The organism is Pseudoalteromonas sp. DY56-GL79 (genome assembly GCF_041414765.1).
Taxonomy (GTDB): domain Bacteria; phylum Pseudomonadota; class Gammaproteobacteria; order Enterobacterales; family Alteromonadaceae; genus Pseudoalteromonas; species Pseudoalteromonas piscicida.
This window is the reverse complement of record NZ_JANHZS010000013.1, coordinates 31,788-47,044: the sequence shown is the minus strand read 5'-3', so window position 1 is coordinate 47,044 and position 15,257 is coordinate 31,788. Positions and strand designations below refer to the sequence as shown.

The 15,257-nt window shown below is 41.8% G+C and carries 14 protein-coding genes and 2 pseudogenes; 15 read left to right on the top strand and 1 reads right to left on the bottom strand.

The features are described from left to right. Positions 1 to 62: 62 nt before the first annotated feature. From NO992_RS10865 to NO992_RS10800, 14 genes and pseudogenes are all read left to right on the top strand, one after another. Complete coding sequence (locus NO992_RS10865) at positions 63 to 803, top strand: energy transducer TonB (RefSeq protein WP_371376954.1); 741 nt, start codon at positions 63 to 65, stop codon at positions 801 to 803. 14 nt (positions 804 to 817) lie between these two features. Continuing rightward, positions 818 to 1,321 carry a MotA/TolQ/ExbB proton channel family protein gene (locus NO992_RS10860; protein WP_010370061.1) on the top strand — a complete coding sequence of 168 codons (504 nt, stop codon included), beginning with the start codon at positions 818 to 820 and terminating at the stop codon, positions 1,319 to 1,321. Beyond that, positions 1,314 to 1,721 (top strand): biopolymer transporter ExbD, encoded by a 408-nt coding sequence (locus NO992_RS10855; protein WP_371376951.1) that lies wholly within the window; start codon positions 1,314 to 1,316, stop codon positions 1,719 to 1,721. Before NO992_RS10860 ends, NO992_RS10855 begins: the two co-directional genes overlap by 8 nt. Before the next feature lie 164 nt (positions 1,722 to 1,885). After that, on the top strand, positions 1,886 to 4,003 hold the full coding sequence (locus tag NO992_RS10850; protein WP_371376948.1) for a TonB-dependent receptor domain-containing protein: 2,118 nt from the start codon (positions 1,886 to 1,888) through the stop codon (positions 4,001 to 4,003). Positions 4,004 to 4,012: 9 nt separating this feature from the next. Further along, complete coding sequence (locus NO992_RS10845; protein WP_371376945.1) at positions 4,013 to 5,080, top strand: ChuX/HutX family heme-like substrate-binding protein; 1,068 nt, start codon at positions 4,013 to 4,015, stop codon at positions 5,078 to 5,080. Between the two features lie 171 nt (positions 5,081 to 5,251). Then, a pseudogene (locus NO992_RS10840) lies at positions 5,252 to 5,620 on the top strand (NUDIX domain-containing protein); the annotation flags it as partial. Positions 5,621 to 5,857: 237 nt separating this feature from the next. Continuing rightward, positions 5,858 to 6,130, top strand: coding sequence for a helix-turn-helix transcriptional regulator (locus tag NO992_RS10835; RefSeq protein ID WP_349196217.1), 273 nt, complete (start codon positions 5,858 to 5,860; stop codon positions 6,128 to 6,130). Continuing rightward, positions 6,131 to 6,385, top strand: coding sequence for a HipA domain-containing protein (locus NO992_RS10830; protein ID WP_366033862.1), 255 nt, complete (start codon positions 6,131 to 6,133; stop codon positions 6,383 to 6,385). It abuts the gene before it with no gap. Positions 6,386 to 6,883: 498 nt separating this feature from the next. Continuing rightward, positions 6,884 to 8,995, top strand: coding sequence for a TonB-dependent siderophore receptor (locus NO992_RS10825; RefSeq protein ID WP_371376942.1), 2,112 nt, complete (start codon positions 6,884 to 6,886; stop codon positions 8,993 to 8,995). 117 nt (positions 8,996 to 9,112) lie between these two features. Continuing rightward, the gene (locus NO992_RS10820) at positions 9,113 to 10,279 is read left to right on the top strand and encodes a DUF1624 domain-containing protein (protein ID WP_371376939.1); all 1,167 of its coding nucleotides are present in this window, start codon (positions 9,113 to 9,115) and stop codon (positions 10,277 to 10,279) included. Positions 10,280 to 10,611: 332 nt separating this feature from the next. Then, on the top strand, positions 10,612 to 12,243 hold the full coding sequence (locus NO992_RS10815) for a hypothetical protein (RefSeq protein ID WP_371376936.1): 1,632 nt from the start codon (positions 10,612 to 10,614) through the stop codon (positions 12,241 to 12,243). A 22-nt stretch (positions 12,244 to 12,265) separates the two neighbouring features. Beyond that, positions 12,266 to 12,703, top strand: coding sequence for a hypothetical protein (locus NO992_RS10810; RefSeq protein ID WP_371376933.1), 438 nt, complete (start codon positions 12,266 to 12,268; stop codon positions 12,701 to 12,703). Between the two features lie 9 nt (positions 12,704 to 12,712). After that, positions 12,713 to 13,063: a hypothetical protein gene (locus NO992_RS10805; RefSeq protein WP_371376930.1), complete on the top strand. Its 351-nt coding sequence runs from the start codon at positions 12,713 to 12,715 to the stop codon at positions 13,061 to 13,063. 68 nt (positions 13,064 to 13,131) lie between these two features. Beyond that, a pseudogene (locus tag NO992_RS10800) lies at positions 13,132 to 14,221 on the top strand (ISAs1 family transposase). Between the two features lie 134 nt (positions 14,222 to 14,355). Here NO992_RS10800 and NO992_RS10795 read toward each other — a convergent pair. Further along, the gene (locus NO992_RS10795; RefSeq protein WP_371376927.1) at positions 14,356 to 14,793 is read right to left on the bottom strand and encodes a DUF6641 family protein; all 438 of its coding nucleotides are present in this window, start codon (positions 14,791 to 14,793) and stop codon (positions 14,356 to 14,358) included. Between the two features lie 126 nt (positions 14,794 to 14,919). Here NO992_RS10795 and NO992_RS10790 point away from each other — a divergent pair, with 126 nt between their 5' ends. Beyond that, complete coding sequence (locus NO992_RS10790; protein ID WP_371376924.1) at positions 14,920 to 15,246, top strand: transposase; 327 nt, start codon at positions 14,920 to 14,922, stop codon at positions 15,244 to 15,246. The last annotated feature ends 11 nt before the right edge of the window (positions 15,247 to 15,257 follow it).

Below are 15,257 nucleotides of genomic sequence, written 5' to 3'. Positions count from 1 at the left end.
ACAAATCCAAACTTGTTAGTATTTATTGCGAATAGTAACAGTTATCATTTGCTTTTATCAATATGAAATTAATTATCTGCATCACAGTCTCCGCTCTGCTGCATGGCTTGTGGTGGTTATTTCCTGCAAGCTCAGCACTGGTGTGGCACTCAGGCGTTGCTGCAAATGAAGTGAGTAAAGTCACCAAACCACTCATGATTTCGTTTACGGCACAACCTTCCCAAGAGCCAGCTTCAAAAGTGGTAGCAGAGCAAGTGCCATCTGATTTTAACGGCACTACGCACTTACTTAAAAAACCACAAAGGCAAGAACAGAAAGCCAAGCCTGTACCTAAACCCAAGCAACAGGCCAATGAGCGGCCACAACCTAAAAAGCTTAACAAAGCCATAGAGACTGAGAATAAAAAAACTATCGAAGCGGCAGCGCCTACCTCAACACGAGAAAATACGTCGCGGCAAGAGGTGGCGCAAATGGCCTCAGCTAGGCATCTCAGTGAAGCAAATAGTACCGATGACTCTCCTGTTAAATTAGATGCTTTACCTTTATTCAAAGCACCAAGACCTGCGCTTAGCTACCCACTGCGTGCCAAGCGAAGAGGGTTTGAAGGCGTGACAATTTTTGAAATTGAGCTGGATCAAAAAGGTGAAATCGTGAATTTAACTTTGGTTAAAAGTAGCGGTCATCAATCTTTGGACGTGGCTGCTCGCAAGAACGTTGAACAATGGCAGTTTCATCCAGTTTTTCGTGATGGTAATGCGGTAAAAGCCTTATTTACCGTACCCATTAAATTTTCCCTTTCTTAGAGAGTAATACTACGATGCAGTCTTGGTTTTCCCAACTTGGCCCAATGCAATGGCCATTTTTATGTTTGTCGGTTATTGCGCTTGCAGTGATCATTGAGCGGCTTTGGGTGCTTAGCCGCGCTTGGTTTACCGTTCATGAAATCAAGCGTAAACCCCATTTTTTTCGTAGCAAAGCAGTTGGCGCTTTGCGGTTACAAGGGTATGTTTTTGAGTGGCGTAAGCGGTTAGTGATCTTAAGCATTATCGGCACGCTAAGCCCATTAATGGGACTCTTTGGCACCGTCTGGGGGCTGGTCTTGATGTTTAAAACCATTGCCGAAACTCAGCAAGCGGTGACGCCCGCGTTATTAGCGGATGGATTATGGGAAGCCATGTACTCAACCATGGCGGGACTGGCGATAGCCATGCCATGTTTACTTATTTATGGTGTTTTGCAAGCGATGGTTGAGCGGTTTCAAAGCGAGCTTGTGCTTTATATGAATACCCAATTTACCTTGGTGGAGGCGGATAATGCTTGAGCTGCCAACACCCAAACCTCAGCACCTAGGCGCTGATTTAACCGCGTTACTCGATGTACTTTTTATCGTCCTTGTATTTTTGCTGCTCAGTGTGGCCGTAAAACTCAACGTCTTGGAGGTCAACTTACCAACAGCGGGGAAAAATGGCGAGGTTGTGCTGGAAAAAACACCGAAAGTTGTGAGTGTCATGTTCAATCATGGTCAAATAGCCTATGCCTTAGACGAGCAGCCGTTTAGTGCGGAAAACACGCTGATACAAGCGCTTGGTCATTTAGACAAGTCAGAGGTGATTTATATCGCCGTGGATAAACAAGTACCCAGTGAAGCACTGGTATCACTTTTTGCACAGCTTAGCAAACTTGAGATTCAAGTAGCGAATTTAATAGTTAAAAGCGAATAAAAATAATTACCATTTAGATTGGTGTGTGTTATATTGCGCCACGACAATCGCATTTCATCTTGGGGAGCCTGTCTACTAAAGGCCGGCACTATGTTAGAACACTAGGGAAGATCAGGGGCAAAGTTGAAGTGCGTGTAAAAAATAACGACACTCGGAGTATTCTTATGCGTTTATCTAAATTAACCCTTTTTATCGCGCTTGCCACTTCTGCCACCTGGGTACAAGCCGCATCTTCTTCAAATAACGATGGCTCTCAGTCGACAGTGGTAAAAACAGACTTAGATGCAGTGACTGTAACGGCAACGCGTACCGCAAAAACCGCATTGCAATCATCACAAGCGGTGAATGTTATTTCAGCTGAACAAATTGAACGCAAATTAGATAGCAGTGTATTTGAGACCTTAGATACCATTCCTAATGTTTCCGCCAATGGTGGACCAAGATCGACAGGACATAAGTTCAATATTCGTGGCTTTAGTGACGCGGAAGACGTGATGGTGACGATTGATGGCATGCTGCAAACTTTTGAAAAATATCGCATGGGTAGCCTGTTCACTGATCCTGAATTATATCGCTCAATAAGCATTAAACGAGGCACGAGCACTGTGCTTCATGGCGGTGGTGCGCTCGGCGGTGTTGTTCAGTTTGAGCTAAAAGACGCCGCTGATTTTTTACAGGATGGTGAAGTCGCTGGGGCTAAAATTAAACTTGGTTATGACAGCAACAACGCTCAGAAGAATGCCTCAATGATCGCGTTTGCAAGGCCGAATGATTCGCTTGACCTACTTGCTGGTGTTGTAAAGCGCGACAGCGAAGATTGGGAGCTGTCTAACGATGAAACTTTGGATAACTCGGCAATCGAAAATAGCTCTGTTCTGTTAAAAGGGGAATATTTCTTAAGTGATGATGCCATTGTGGGGGCAAGTTACACCGAGACCACAGATAACCAGCGAACCGAGTTTAATACAACAGATCCAGGCGCATGGGGAACGGTGTACCGTGAGGTAGAGCAGTCCGTTACTAATCTGAGCTATGAACTCAACCCTGCAAATAATCCCTACCTGAACCTCAGCGCTAAGGCCGGTTATACCAGCAGTCAAGTGGCTGAATCTGATGGTGTCGGCATGCTTGAGGACTACATCGGTATTGAATCAAACTATGAATACAACATCACCACTCTGGATGTAATGAATACCAGCGTATTGGACTCACATACTTTGACCTATGGTGTGCAATATACCGACAAAGAGCGTATTGGTGAAAAGACAGCATTACCATGCTTAAAACTTAACTACGAGACCTATGCTTGTGAGCAATACGGTCCGACTCCAACCACCGCTGAGATGACATCCCAACCGGGTGGTACGCAAAAGCGCTCCGGTGTGTATATCCAAGATGAATTTACTTGGCAGCAACTTACTGTGATCGCAGGGCTTCGCTATGAACGCTATAGCACCTCACCAACAGCTAAATTTCAACAGGCGTTTGCAGCATTAGATAGTAAAGTGACACACAGTGATTGGGCGGGTGCTTTGAGTGTAAATTACCAACTGACACCACAGTGGGCTGTGTTTGCAAACCGCCAAGAAGGTTTCCGTGCGCCACTCATTGACGAGTTATACGATCAATACGGTGGCAGACAGCCAGGATTAGCGTTAGACGTAGAATATTGCAATAACACCGAAGTTGGCGTGACCTATCAGGCAAATAACATACTCACTGACAATGACACATTAACTGCGCGTTTTATCTACTTTGATATCTCGGTAGACGATGAAATCACGTCGGTCACCAGTAATATGACCAACCCCGTACCTGCACCACGTTATGCTAATCGCGCTAGCAATGATAGAGATGGCATTGAGCTGGAAGTAAACTTTGCAACACCACGCTTTTACAGCAATTTTTCTTACAGTGACATAGACGGCAAAGATCAAGACAACAAGCCTTTATGGTATTTGCCTGCAGACAAAATGGCTTTAGATTTAGGTGCCTCGTTATTTGATCAAGCCGTTCAAGTTGGTACGCAAATAGTCAGGCGTGGCGATCGTGACGTGCAGGTGATGGACAGTGCAACAAGGCAATACTCAACGCAAACACAAAAAAGCTACACCCTGACTGATTTATATGCGAGTTGGGATATTAATGCTGCCTTTAATCTAAGAGTTGCTGTCGATAATGTTTTTAACAAAGAATACAAACTGATGGCTGGTACCGGTGGTGGAATAGGCGATTACGGTTTTGGCCGCAACATTAAAACCCAGATCAGCTGGCGTTTTTAAGGAGAGATCATGAAGCAATTAATTCAAGACTATAAAACCTTGTTAGCGGGTGAGCCAAGGACACGGCCCGTTGATGCTGCAATGCAACTGGGCGTGAGTGAGGCCGAATTATTGAATGCCCAACTTGAAGAAGCGGTGACTGCCACAGTAACGCGCTTAGATGAAACGCAGCTTGCCGATATCCTCAAGAGCCTGAAAAAGCTCGGTAAAGTGATGGCGTTGACGCGTAACGGCAGCGTGGTCAATGAAATTAAAGGGTTATATGAAAAGCTCTATGTTTCAGACAATAATGGCAAACTAAGTGGTATAGCGATTAATCCCGGTGGTATCGACTTACGGCTATTTTTGTATCGTTGGCAAAGCGTATTTTTAGTTGAAACTGAAAGTCATACGAGCTTGCAGTTTTTTGATGAAAATGGCCGTGCGGTACATAAGGTTTATACCACGGCTGAGTCGGACTTTAATGAACTGGTGAATATTAAAGCGCGCTATCAACTAACATCACAGCGCTCTTTTAGCGTTAAGCCATTTGAACTTGTGGAGCCTGTAATTACCTCGCCGAGCGCTGAGCAACTAGATAACTTTAGGAGCCAGTGGAGTGAGCTTGAAGATGTCCATCATTTTCCAAAGCTTTTAGAGACATACAACTTTGAACGCTTGCAGGCCCTTGAGCTCGTCGGCTCACCATGGAGCTTTGAGCTACAGAGCTTTGAACTTGCTGATATATTTCAGCAAGCAAAAACGTTTAAGCAAGAGATTATGGTATTCGTTGGCAACCCAGGTGCGGTACAGATCTTCTCTGGGAAGGTTGAAAACCTCAAGCAAGTTGGCCCTTGGTTTAACGTCTTAGATCCTGAGTTTAACCTGCATATAAAAGCAGACGATTTGACCCGCGCATTCGTGGTCAGAAAACCCACGGATAACGGCAATACGGTGGTTACCTCTATTGAGTTTTTTGATGCCAATCGCGAAACGGTATTAACGCTATTTGGCCGCCGCATTGAAGGCAAAAAGCAAACTAGCGAGTGGCAAGCCCTCTGTGAGCGATTGATCCACAAAGGACAGGTTGCGGCGTGATAAGTTTACCGTGTTAGTAGCAAAGCCCTGTTCATAGGGCTTTTTTCATTTTTACTTGCTAGGTATTAGGAATACATAATGAAAGAAAGACAATGTGCAAGACTAATTATCGTCAATGAAAAGCAAGAGTTATTGCTATTTTAGTATCAGGATGAACATCACCATGAAGCTTTCTGGGCAACGCCTGGTGGCGAATTACAAGGCAATGAGACTTACCTAGATGCCGCTGCTAGAGAGCTCTATGAAGAAACAGGGTTGGAGCAAGAAATAGGCCCCGTAGTGAAAGAGCGTGAAGCTATTTATGCAGTTGCTCGCTCCATCCCTGCGGTTTGGCAAGAAAAGTACTATTTTATTCGATGCTCAAGTAACGATGAGGTCTTTGCGGCACGTTGGACTGAAGAAGAAAAAGATACAATTCAACAATGGCAGTGGTGGAGCCTTAACGCAATGACGCAGGTAAATCCAGCGCAATTTAAGCCCGAGTGGTTGCCAAAACTGCTTCGAGAGCTAACCGATAAAAAACCTGAAAAACTATCTTAATTTGCTTTTTTAAAATGTTTTAACCAAGAGGTGGGTTAAAGTATTTGTACTGTTTAAGTCATTACGTGAATAGGTTTTAACGCGAACAAATAACGGTGGAAGTCACTGTTAACTTATGTTAATGCTCTAGAGTTCAATCGCCTTTTTCTCAATAGTTGGCACATTGGGAAACATACCTCACTACCTCTTTTTCTATATCTGAAGGATGTCAGTCTTGCTTTAGTTTCTGCTATCATAATGGCAAAAAAATCATCTTATGATATGCAGATGGAACTCAAAGAGTTTATCAAATCCGCTCGGAAAAAAGATAAACTCAGTGTTCAGAAGATGGCCGATCTCTCTGGTGTGCCTTATGCTACGATCCGAAAGTTTGAGTCATCTGGTAACATCTCATTGCGGCAGTTTCTTATGCTTTATGAGACTGTCGGTGACTTGAAAAAAGTGAAAGAGCTGACAAAGTTATCTGAGCCTGAATATAAAACTATAGAGGATGTGCTTCGACATGCTTAAATCAGCCTAGTTAAAGCTACGCGTATCATGTGCAGTGTTACTGAGTCTCAAAAGCTTATTAAGCGCTACATTTTTAATTACCTAACGGTTAACCAAGATGATCACAGTAAGAACTTTAGCTTTCTTGCCAGTGACACCGATAACTGGACACTATCGCCTTTCTACGACATTGTTTATAGCCCCAGCCCTTACAAAGAGCATATGACGGCATTTGGCGGGAATGGCCGAACGCCAAAGCGCGCGCTAGACCAGTAAGCTGCTCAGTCTGGGTTATCTTCAAAGAAAGCGATTATGGTGATGGTTGAAGAAATCTTCGAAATAACTCGCTCGTTTCGCAATCAAGCCAAAAATTTAGGTTTGTCACATACCCTGATCAAGGAGATTGATAAGGATATAGTCGAAAAGTTTACTATTTTGACAGGGTAATGTGGCCCGAGAAAACTGTAATTTTTTAACCTATCCGACTAAATTAACGTATAAAGTTCATGTGTACTGGAGAATAAATACTCAGTACGAGTATGAATGTGCAAAACTGCTAGGCACTTATAGCGTTAATATCCCTCGTTAATCACACCGCTCAGAGCTAATTCAGATAAATACAGCTCAGCTTCAGAAGCAAACAATCTCAAACAAGAGAGAGCTTTCGACCAAATACACAAAAAAAGCGTCGATTGACAGTTTATCAAATAACAATAATACGATGTAGTATGTTATATTGTATCAAATTTTGAATTCCAGAAAATAGAGATACCAGTGAACAAAAAATTACTACTCTCCCTCATTTTGGTGGCTAATGGCACTACTGCGCAAGAATCAGCTTCAAATCATAGCCCAAGCCGGGAAATCGAACGTATAGAGATTAAACAGTTTCGGCAGCCCTATCGTGGTAATGTACCTTTAATTCAAACGCCTCAAGCAGTCGATACCATTAGTTCAGAACTGCTTGAAAGCGAAAGTATTACTCGCTTTATGGAAGCGTTAGAACTCACACCGAGTGTTGTTAGGCAAAATAACTCTGGAGGCATGTTTGATAGCTTTGCTATCCGTGGTTTCTCGGGCGATGAAAATAATCCATCAGGCTATCTTGTCAATGGCTTTAATTCTCGAGGCTACAACGGCAATAGAAGTACAGCCAATATCGAAAGCATTGAAGTCATGAAAGGTCCAGGCTCTGCGTTATATGGGCAAGGGGAGCCCGGTGGCACTATCAATATCATTACCAAAAAGCCTCAGTTCGAAGAGCAAGGTTATATTCAAGCAACGTTTGGTAATTACAGTAAAAAACAGTTTGAATTTGATTACACAAACTCAGCTACCAAAGAAACTGCTTATCGACTAAATGGCGCATATGAAGATTCAGACACACATAGAGATCATGTTTCAATCAAAAGCTTGCACTTATCGCCGTCGGTACTGTGGAATATTTCTGATGACACGAGTCTGAGCTATGAAATGGAAGTACTCGATCAGAAAAAGCCGTTGGATAGAGGTGTGTATATTCTAAATAATAGCTTTGATGACGTTAACACGGACGCTTTTTACGGTGATATTCGTGATGGTGCGCACCAAGTTGAAGCCCTAGGTCATCAGTTAATGTTAAACCATAGGTTAAGCGATGATTGGCACATACTCACCGGGTTTGCTTATCGAGATTCTTCATTTAAAGGTGTATCTTCAGATACCGAATTATCGGATGGTCGACAGCTGATATACACAGACGCGAGCCTACTTTCTCGTCAAAGACGTGCTCGAGACTACGAAGCTTTGGATGTTTCTGCGCGTATTGAACTCAGTGGTGAAATTGAATTTGGCAGTGTAAAGCACAACATTCTAGTGGGCGTTGATCACTATAATTTTGACATTGATACTGACTATAAAGTATGGCGTACGGCATGGGGGGAGGGCGATACTACCTATAGCATTAACCCAAATAACCCAGACTACACGCAAACACAACCAGAGCCTGTATTAAAAACGTTGACCGAAGAAAGCCAAAAAGGTCTAGGTATTTATGCCCAAAACTTGATCGAATTGACCGAGAAATCGAAAGTATTAGTGGGTGTCCGTGTTGATAAATTTGAGCAAGACATTCTTAACCTTCGTAGTGATGAAGCGCAAAGCCAAGAGCAAACCGAGTTTACGCCACGTTTGGGTTTTATTTATAACGCGAATGACAAAGTTAATCTGTATACAAGTTACGCAGAAGGGTTTAGGCCAAATCCAGGTTTAGATTCTAATCGTAATGCGTTTGAACCAGAGGAAACTAAATCTTTTGAAATCGGCGCTAAATGGCAAGGTGTTGCGGATCGTTTCTCGGGTAGCATTGCACTGTTTGATGCGCAAAAAACCAATATGCTTACCGCTGAACCTGACACAGGCCTATCGGCAACCTTGGGCGAAGTAGAAAGCCAAGGTATTGAATTTCAATTAACGACTGAGTTAACCGACGAGACTGTACTCGCGCTTGCTTATACTTATACCGACGCAAAAACTGCAAATGATGTGATTAATGCAGACTGGGGCGTGCCTATTCCCAAGGGCTCACGTTTGATCAATATTGCAGATCATATTGGTCATGTTTCACTAAAGCATTACACCACTTTTTTAGGAAAAGAATCCTATCTTGGGGCAACCGTGAATTATGTGGGTGATCGTCTGGGCGAAACAACAGACGCAAACTTCATTTTGCCATCCTATACGCTAGTTAATTTATCGGCCTCGGTTGAATTAAATGACAAGGTAAGTGTGAAACTGGACATCAACAACCTGTTTGATAAGACTTATTTTGAAAACTCCTATCACAAACTATGGACCATGCCGGGATCACCTACAACATACAGCGCAAGTGTGAAGTATCAGTTTTGATCCCTAATACAAGCGTAAAATCTTAGCATATTTTAGGTCTTCTGCTTGTCGAGAGAGTAACAGTCTGAGTCATTTTACTTGGACTGTTTTTTCGTTTTTAACACGAGAAAGAGTGTAATGAATAATCTGCAAAACAGTAAAACACGGTTGTCTTCTATCGATATACTGCGTGGCATCGTGATGTTATTTATGTTGGTTGACCATGTGAGAGAGCGTTTTTTCTTGCATGTACCAGTTCTTGATCCAATGGACATTCATACCACGAGTCCAGATCTGTATTTTACCCGTTTAAGTGCCCATTTTTGTGCGCCTATTTTTGTCTTTTTGACAGGTTTATCGGCTTGGTTGTATGAAAACCCCGCAAATGGCGCAAAGCGGTCGGCCCAGTTATTTCTTTTAAAGCGTGGCTTATTTTTAATTTTACTTGAAATGACACTGGTTAATTTTTCTTGGTTTGGCGCGTATCAAACACTGTACTTGCAAGTTATTTGGGCAATTGGCGTCAGTATGTTGGTATTGGCACTGATGGTCGCTTTACCCCGCAGTGTGATTGCAATATTGGGGGTAAGTATTGTGGCTGGTCATAATTTATTGTCGCCCATCGGGTTTGCACCGAACGAAATAGGTTATACCGTTTGGACGATTCTGCATGACCGAGGTTATTTAGTAACAGATGCTGTTGTTAACGTAAAAGCGTCTTATCCGGTTTTACCTTGGATTGGCGTTATCTTGTGCGGCTATGCGGTAGGGCCTTTATTTTCAAGCTCAGTGTCATCGCAAGTACGTAAAACCATTTTATTGCAAAGTGGGACAGCTCTGTTAGCGGGTTTAGTGATTTTAAGAGGATTAAATCTGTACGGAGAAACGCTTGATTGGTCTCAACAGGCAACAACACTTCTTACCACGATGGACTTTTTTAACTTTACTAAATATCCGCCGTCTCTCGATTTTATTTTACTTACCTTGGGAGTTGGTGCATTGGTGTTAGCGTTTTTAGAGACTAATGCGCTCAGAGTATTAGAGCCAGTTCGCGTATTAGGGTCAGCGCCGATGTTTTTCTACATTACGCACCTATACGCGCTACTTGTTCTTAGTATATTGGCACAATGGCTATTTGGTGCGAATCAGCACTATGGTAGCAGTCAAACTGCATATTTTGGCTTTTATCATGTTTGGCAGATATGGCTATTCGCAATGTTTTTAAGTGTGCTTTTATACCCATTATGTAAATGGTTTGCAGGTTATAAACGGAAAACATCGGCGAGATGGGTAAAGTATTTTTAGAACCTGTTTAAGTTGTTGTTTTTAAAATAAACCAAGCTGATAGCGGACACCCATCATAATATAGGTGCAAATTGTGGTGAGTGTCGGTGATAACCTGTGTTTAGTTATCCACTTTAGATGCTATGCTTTCCGCATTCATAATAAAAAGACTAGTACAACGTAGCCTCCTAGTAAAGCAGATACTAATCTACAAGACAAACAACGCAACTTGTAAACGAACTCAGATATCTCAAAGTTGTTCTTTTGTGAACGGATTTGGTTCTATTTTTGTTCAGTTTGTGGTAGCTTTTTAGTTAATTATAACTATCTGAAACAAAAAATCAGGGATATACATGGCAGTTTCTACAGCTATATTATTGACTCTATTTCTGGGGCCTATTCTTTATATCGTTAAAACTCTGTTTATGGCACCTATAACCACCTCTGCTGAATATCATTATGCCTCCCGGAAAATAAAAGCAAGCCACTTTATTGACAGTACAGTAATGTATTCATTGCAGATTGCCAGTATTACTCTATTTGCGACATGGGGGTTTATTTTTGGACTATGGACACTATTGGTGCCTATTTTCTGGGGAGTTGGGTTCTATTTCGTCAGCTATTTTTTGAAGTCAGGCAAGTTAGATGACTTTATTACGTCAGAGTCTTTTGGAACACTACACCAATTCATATCTAATGGTGGTAATCAGAGGTTATTAGCTATTCTAGCATCGATAGTGACTTTAGTTGCTTTAGCTGGACCGGCGATGTTTGAAATTAAATACGTGTCAGAAATAGTATCCGTCGGCCTGACAGGTACAGACTCTTCTAGCATTATACTGATGATCGCTTTTTTGGGGGTTAGTGGAACCTACATGTTAAAAGGTGGCTTCTCTAATGTTGTATGGACTGATCGTATACAACTATTGTTAGGTTATGGTCTTTTTAATCTATTTATGGCGTTAATAGTCAGGCATTTTAGTGAGTTATTTTCAACTCCAGCCGTTATCACATTGATGCTCATGACGGTTTTTTCTAGCGTAATAGCATTTAAAAAGACTTCTTTCGACTCAAAGCAAAACCTAAAGGATTACTTATCCTTAATGAGTGTATGGTTTGTTGCTTTCATGTATTTGGCAATATTGTTAGAAGTTTTATTGAAGTTTGGTGTGACGGCTTCAAGTATCGGCGAATATTTTACAGAAGCATTATCAAGTAACTTTTCTTTTCTCTCTTTATTAAGTCTTTTTGTTGCAAACGCTTTTTATCAACTTGTTGATGTAGGCCAATGGCAACGTCTATTGTCTGTCGAAGTATCAGAAGGCAATTTAGACGAAACAAAAGCAAGGTTAAGGCAAGCATTAAAAGTCATTGCACTGTATTCACCACTAACTTGGGCTATTTTCGTTATATTTGGAGTGTTTCTCAAGTACGCGTTATCTGAAGTTGACCCTTATGTGATGATTAATCAACTGTCTAATCTAGTTTTTAGTAATAAACTGTTTCAACCGCTTACGATTTTGTTAGCTGGATTGCTTGTATTGTCGTTAACTTCTGTTATGTATTCTACAGTTGACTCTTTATTTGCTTCATCCTCATTTACCGTTGCCAACGACCTATTTAAGCTGGAGAAAAAGTCGACAGGAAGCTTAGTTACAAAGCATGTAGTTATATCTTTCTTTACCGTGGTGACTATATTTTTACAGTTACTCATTTATTTTACACTAAGCGAGTTGGCGGGAAATCGATTTGATGCTGTGCTGTATACATGTTGGGCGTTTCAGCTTGCTTTATTACCCTTGGTTCTAGCTACAATTTACGGTAAAGCTAGATCTCAAATAGCGGGTGTTTTATCAATAGCTATTGGATGCTTTGCAGCTGTATCCCCTTTAATATTTGGCAGCCCATACGATGTATATGAATACTCTCCATGGTTGACTGTGTTTAGTTCGTCAATCGTATATGGGTTATGGAACCGAAGTTGATTCAGAGAAAAGGAATTGTCATATGAGTGACTTAATAGAATTAACCAATCATACACAATTAACGTCAAGCACTGATGAACAGATTACACAACTAGTAAGCCTAATTCTTGAGGAACATCTATTTATTACCTTTTTTACTATATTTTTAGTGTTGGCCTTTTGGTTGAGTGGTTATTGGTTCGGGGTAGTGAAAGAAAGAGTTGACGATGGTAAACTTCTCACAGATCAGGCGGTAAAAGAACAGGTCAAGGACATATTTATTTGGTTAAAAGATTGTTGCTCAAAAAACATGGCTGCGGTTTTGATTACATTCTTTACAACCTTATTTGCTGCAATTGTGGTGAATCCAAGTGATATCATGAAAGCAATTTTGAACATTGTCCCAATTTTAGTTATTTCTAGTGCGAGTGCCATGAGCTTTTTTGTAGTCGCATTAAAGTGTTTTAAAAGAAAATGGTAAGGAGATTATATGCCACCATCAGGTTATCACAGAGACCAAGCTAACTCGGCTATCTCATTTATTTTATCTTGTGCAAGGGAGCTTCTGAGTGAAGCAAAAGAACAAGGTAAAGATATCATAAGTGCATTAGAGTGGGAGGTGAATAATATCGAGCGCTTGAGTAGTTTGGGAGAATTCTCAGATTTAACTAAATCGGTATTTCAGATTAACAAGGAATTCTATAAAGCAATACTTGCTGAAAGGCCTGCTGGATATGAAGAATACATGGTAGTAGTTGATCATTTATCACAAGATTACTTAAAACAGCTATTAGAAGTTGAGGAAATTGGACTTCGGTCACGGCGGGATCACACTTTGTAAAAAGGCTTTAACACCCGCCTCTTTTCTGATCTAATAACGCCCACATTATCACTATCTACTTGTTAATTATGTCGCTATTTTGCCACCTTAAACTTGTTGAAGATAAGGGTTCTTCTATCAATCAACATCATGATCTTACTGATGTTTTGTTTCTTATCATCTCGGCAGTTTTATCTGGTTGTGAAGGCTGGAAAGATATCGAGGTGTTCGGGCACAGTAAACTGCCCTGGCTCAGGCAGTTCAGAGCATTTAAGCATGGTATTCCTACGCGACATAGCATTGTACGTATTCTTAAAACCGTGGAGACTGATTCGTTGGTTTTGGCCTTGTTCAGTTGGGTCAACGAACTGCGCTGGTAGGCCAATCATTGCGTTTGATGGTAAAACTCTGCGCGGTGCCAGTAAAAAGCGTTAGGATAACTTACACTTGGTGTCCGTTTTTGATTGCGAGTCTGGTTTAACTTTGTATCAGCGAACGGTAGAAAATAAGTCCAATGAGATACCGGCAGTTAGGGCCTTATTAGATGTGCTCGATATTTCAGATTCTATTGTCACACTAGATACACTACGTTGTCAGAAAGCGACGCTCTCAGCACTGATTTCAAGAGGGGCTGACTATCTGGTTCAGGTCAAAGCAAACCAGAAAACACTCTATAAAGCAGTCACTTCATGTTTTGAAACAGCCTTTGCAGAAGAAAAGAATTTGCCTGAAGATGTACAAGTCAGCAATGGTCATGGACGTCAGGAAACACGCGTCACTTATGTTCTGAAGGCCGACAATCTGCCTGAAGAGATAAGAGAAAAATGGCCTGGGATCACTTCGCTGGTCGCCGTTGAAAGACACAATCAATCCGAGTCGGTAACAAAAATAGACACGCACTTCTATGTCACTTCAATTGAGCCTGATGCACAGATGTTACAAAAAGCTATCCGCCATCATTGGCACATCGAGAACCAGCAGCATTGGGTATTGGACGTGGTGTTTAAAGAAGATGCCTGTCAGATAAGTGAGCCTATTTCGGCGGAAAACATGGCGCTGTTCAGACGGGTTGTTCGCAATCTAGTAAAGCAGCACATAGGCCGTAAGGATTCGATACGTGGCAAGTGTGTTCGGGCTAGCTTTGACGATGAATTCAGGGCAGAGCTTATCTTTGGTTAATGGTCGTTAACGAAGTATGCTCTCACCCTGGGACTTCGGTCTAAATATGCCTAAAAACAAATTAACCGACAAATCAAATAGTCGGTTAATTTGCGGCCTATTAGTGGGTGAATTTTATTTATCTTAGGTTTGGGTTAGGCTTTGTTGACAGGTAAGTTGTTGGAGACCACCTCGAGCGCTTTATCCAGTTCACCGTCGGCGGTGGCATCAATCACGGTTTGGATCACCGTCGGTAAGCTTTCTTTGTCACCAACCTCAATGGCGTGGGTTCCTTTGGACAGTTCCTGTGGCTTGTTGGCGTATCGCACCTCCAAGTAGTATTTACCGCCTTTGGCGTAGAACCAAGGGCTTACCTTCTTGGTGATTTTAACTTTCTCTTGTTGACTTGTTTCTTCATTCTTCTGCCACTTCTCCTTGTAGCTGGTGTAGGATTCACCGTTAACCTGCGCCGTTGCCATTTCCAATTGGATTTGAAGGCGGTTGATTAGCTTGTCACGGCGTTTAGCCTCTGGTGTGGTGCTTTTCTCTGGGCGTGAAACGGCCTTGAGCGTACTCAATATAGATTTAGTCATGGTATTTAGTCGCTCCTGAAACCAATTTAATTTATTGAATTACTTGAAGATCTAAACGATTTTACTACCCTCAAATTGCAACTTTTTTGAATCACACAACCAAAACATTGCAATTTGAGTGTAAAAATGAAACCAAAACCAACCACGCAAACACCACAAAAGCACCTGTTTCAAGTCGAGCTTATTGATATTGTTTCACCGCGTCATGAGCTAGTGAAGCTAGCAAAACTCATTGATTGGCAGCGCCTAGAGGTTGAATTTAAACAGCATTATGGCGATAAAGGCGCTTGCGCCAAGCCTATCCGCCTGCTTGCGGGTCTCGAATATCTGAAACAAATTCACAAACTGTCTGACGAAAACACAGTGGATATGTGGTGCGAAAACCCGTATTGGCAATATTTTTGTGGCATGCAATTTTTTACGTATGAGCCTCCTTGCGATCCAGTTCAATGACACGTTTTCTC

Bases quoted from the DNA above. Each gene is read 5' to 3' on its own strand.
- NO992_RS10865 (WP_371376954.1), top strand. From the start codon at position 63: ATGAAATTAATTATCTGCATCACAGTCTCCGCTCTGCTGCATGGCTTG.
- NO992_RS10815 (WP_371376936.1), top strand. From the start codon at position 10,612: ATGGCAGTTTCTACAGCTATATTATTGACTCTATTTCTGGGGCCTATT.
- NO992_RS10820 (WP_371376939.1), top strand. From the start codon at position 9,113: ATGAATAATCTGCAAAACAGTAAAACACGGTTGTCTTCTATCGATATA.
- NO992_RS10810 (WP_371376933.1), top strand. From the start codon at position 12,266: ATGAGTGACTTAATAGAATTAACCAATCATACACAATTAACGTCAAGC.
- NO992_RS10790 (WP_371376924.1), top strand. From the start codon at position 14,920: ATGAAACCAAAACCAACCACGCAAACACCACAAAAGCACCTGTTTCAA.
- NO992_RS10795 (WP_371376927.1), bottom strand. From the start codon at position 14,793: ATGACTAAATCTATATTGAGTACGCTCAAGGCCGTTTCACGCCCAGAG.
- NO992_RS10850 (WP_371376948.1), top strand. From the start codon at position 1,886: ATGCGTTTATCTAAATTAACCCTTTTTATCGCGCTTGCCACTTCTGCC.
- NO992_RS10860 (WP_010370061.1), top strand. From the start codon at position 818: ATGCAGTCTTGGTTTTCCCAACTTGGCCCAATGCAATGGCCATTTTTA.
- NO992_RS10805 (WP_371376930.1), top strand. From the start codon at position 12,713: ATGCCACCATCAGGTTATCACAGAGACCAAGCTAACTCGGCTATCTCA.
- NO992_RS10855 (WP_371376951.1), top strand. From the start codon at position 1,314: ATGCTTGAGCTGCCAACACCCAAACCTCAGCACCTAGGCGCTGATTTA.
- NO992_RS10845 (WP_371376945.1), top strand. From the start codon at position 4,013: ATGAAGCAATTAATTCAAGACTATAAAACCTTGTTAGCGGGTGAGCCA.
- NO992_RS10835 (WP_349196217.1), top strand. From the start codon at position 5,858: ATGGCAAAAAAATCATCTTATGATATGCAGATGGAACTCAAAGAGTTT.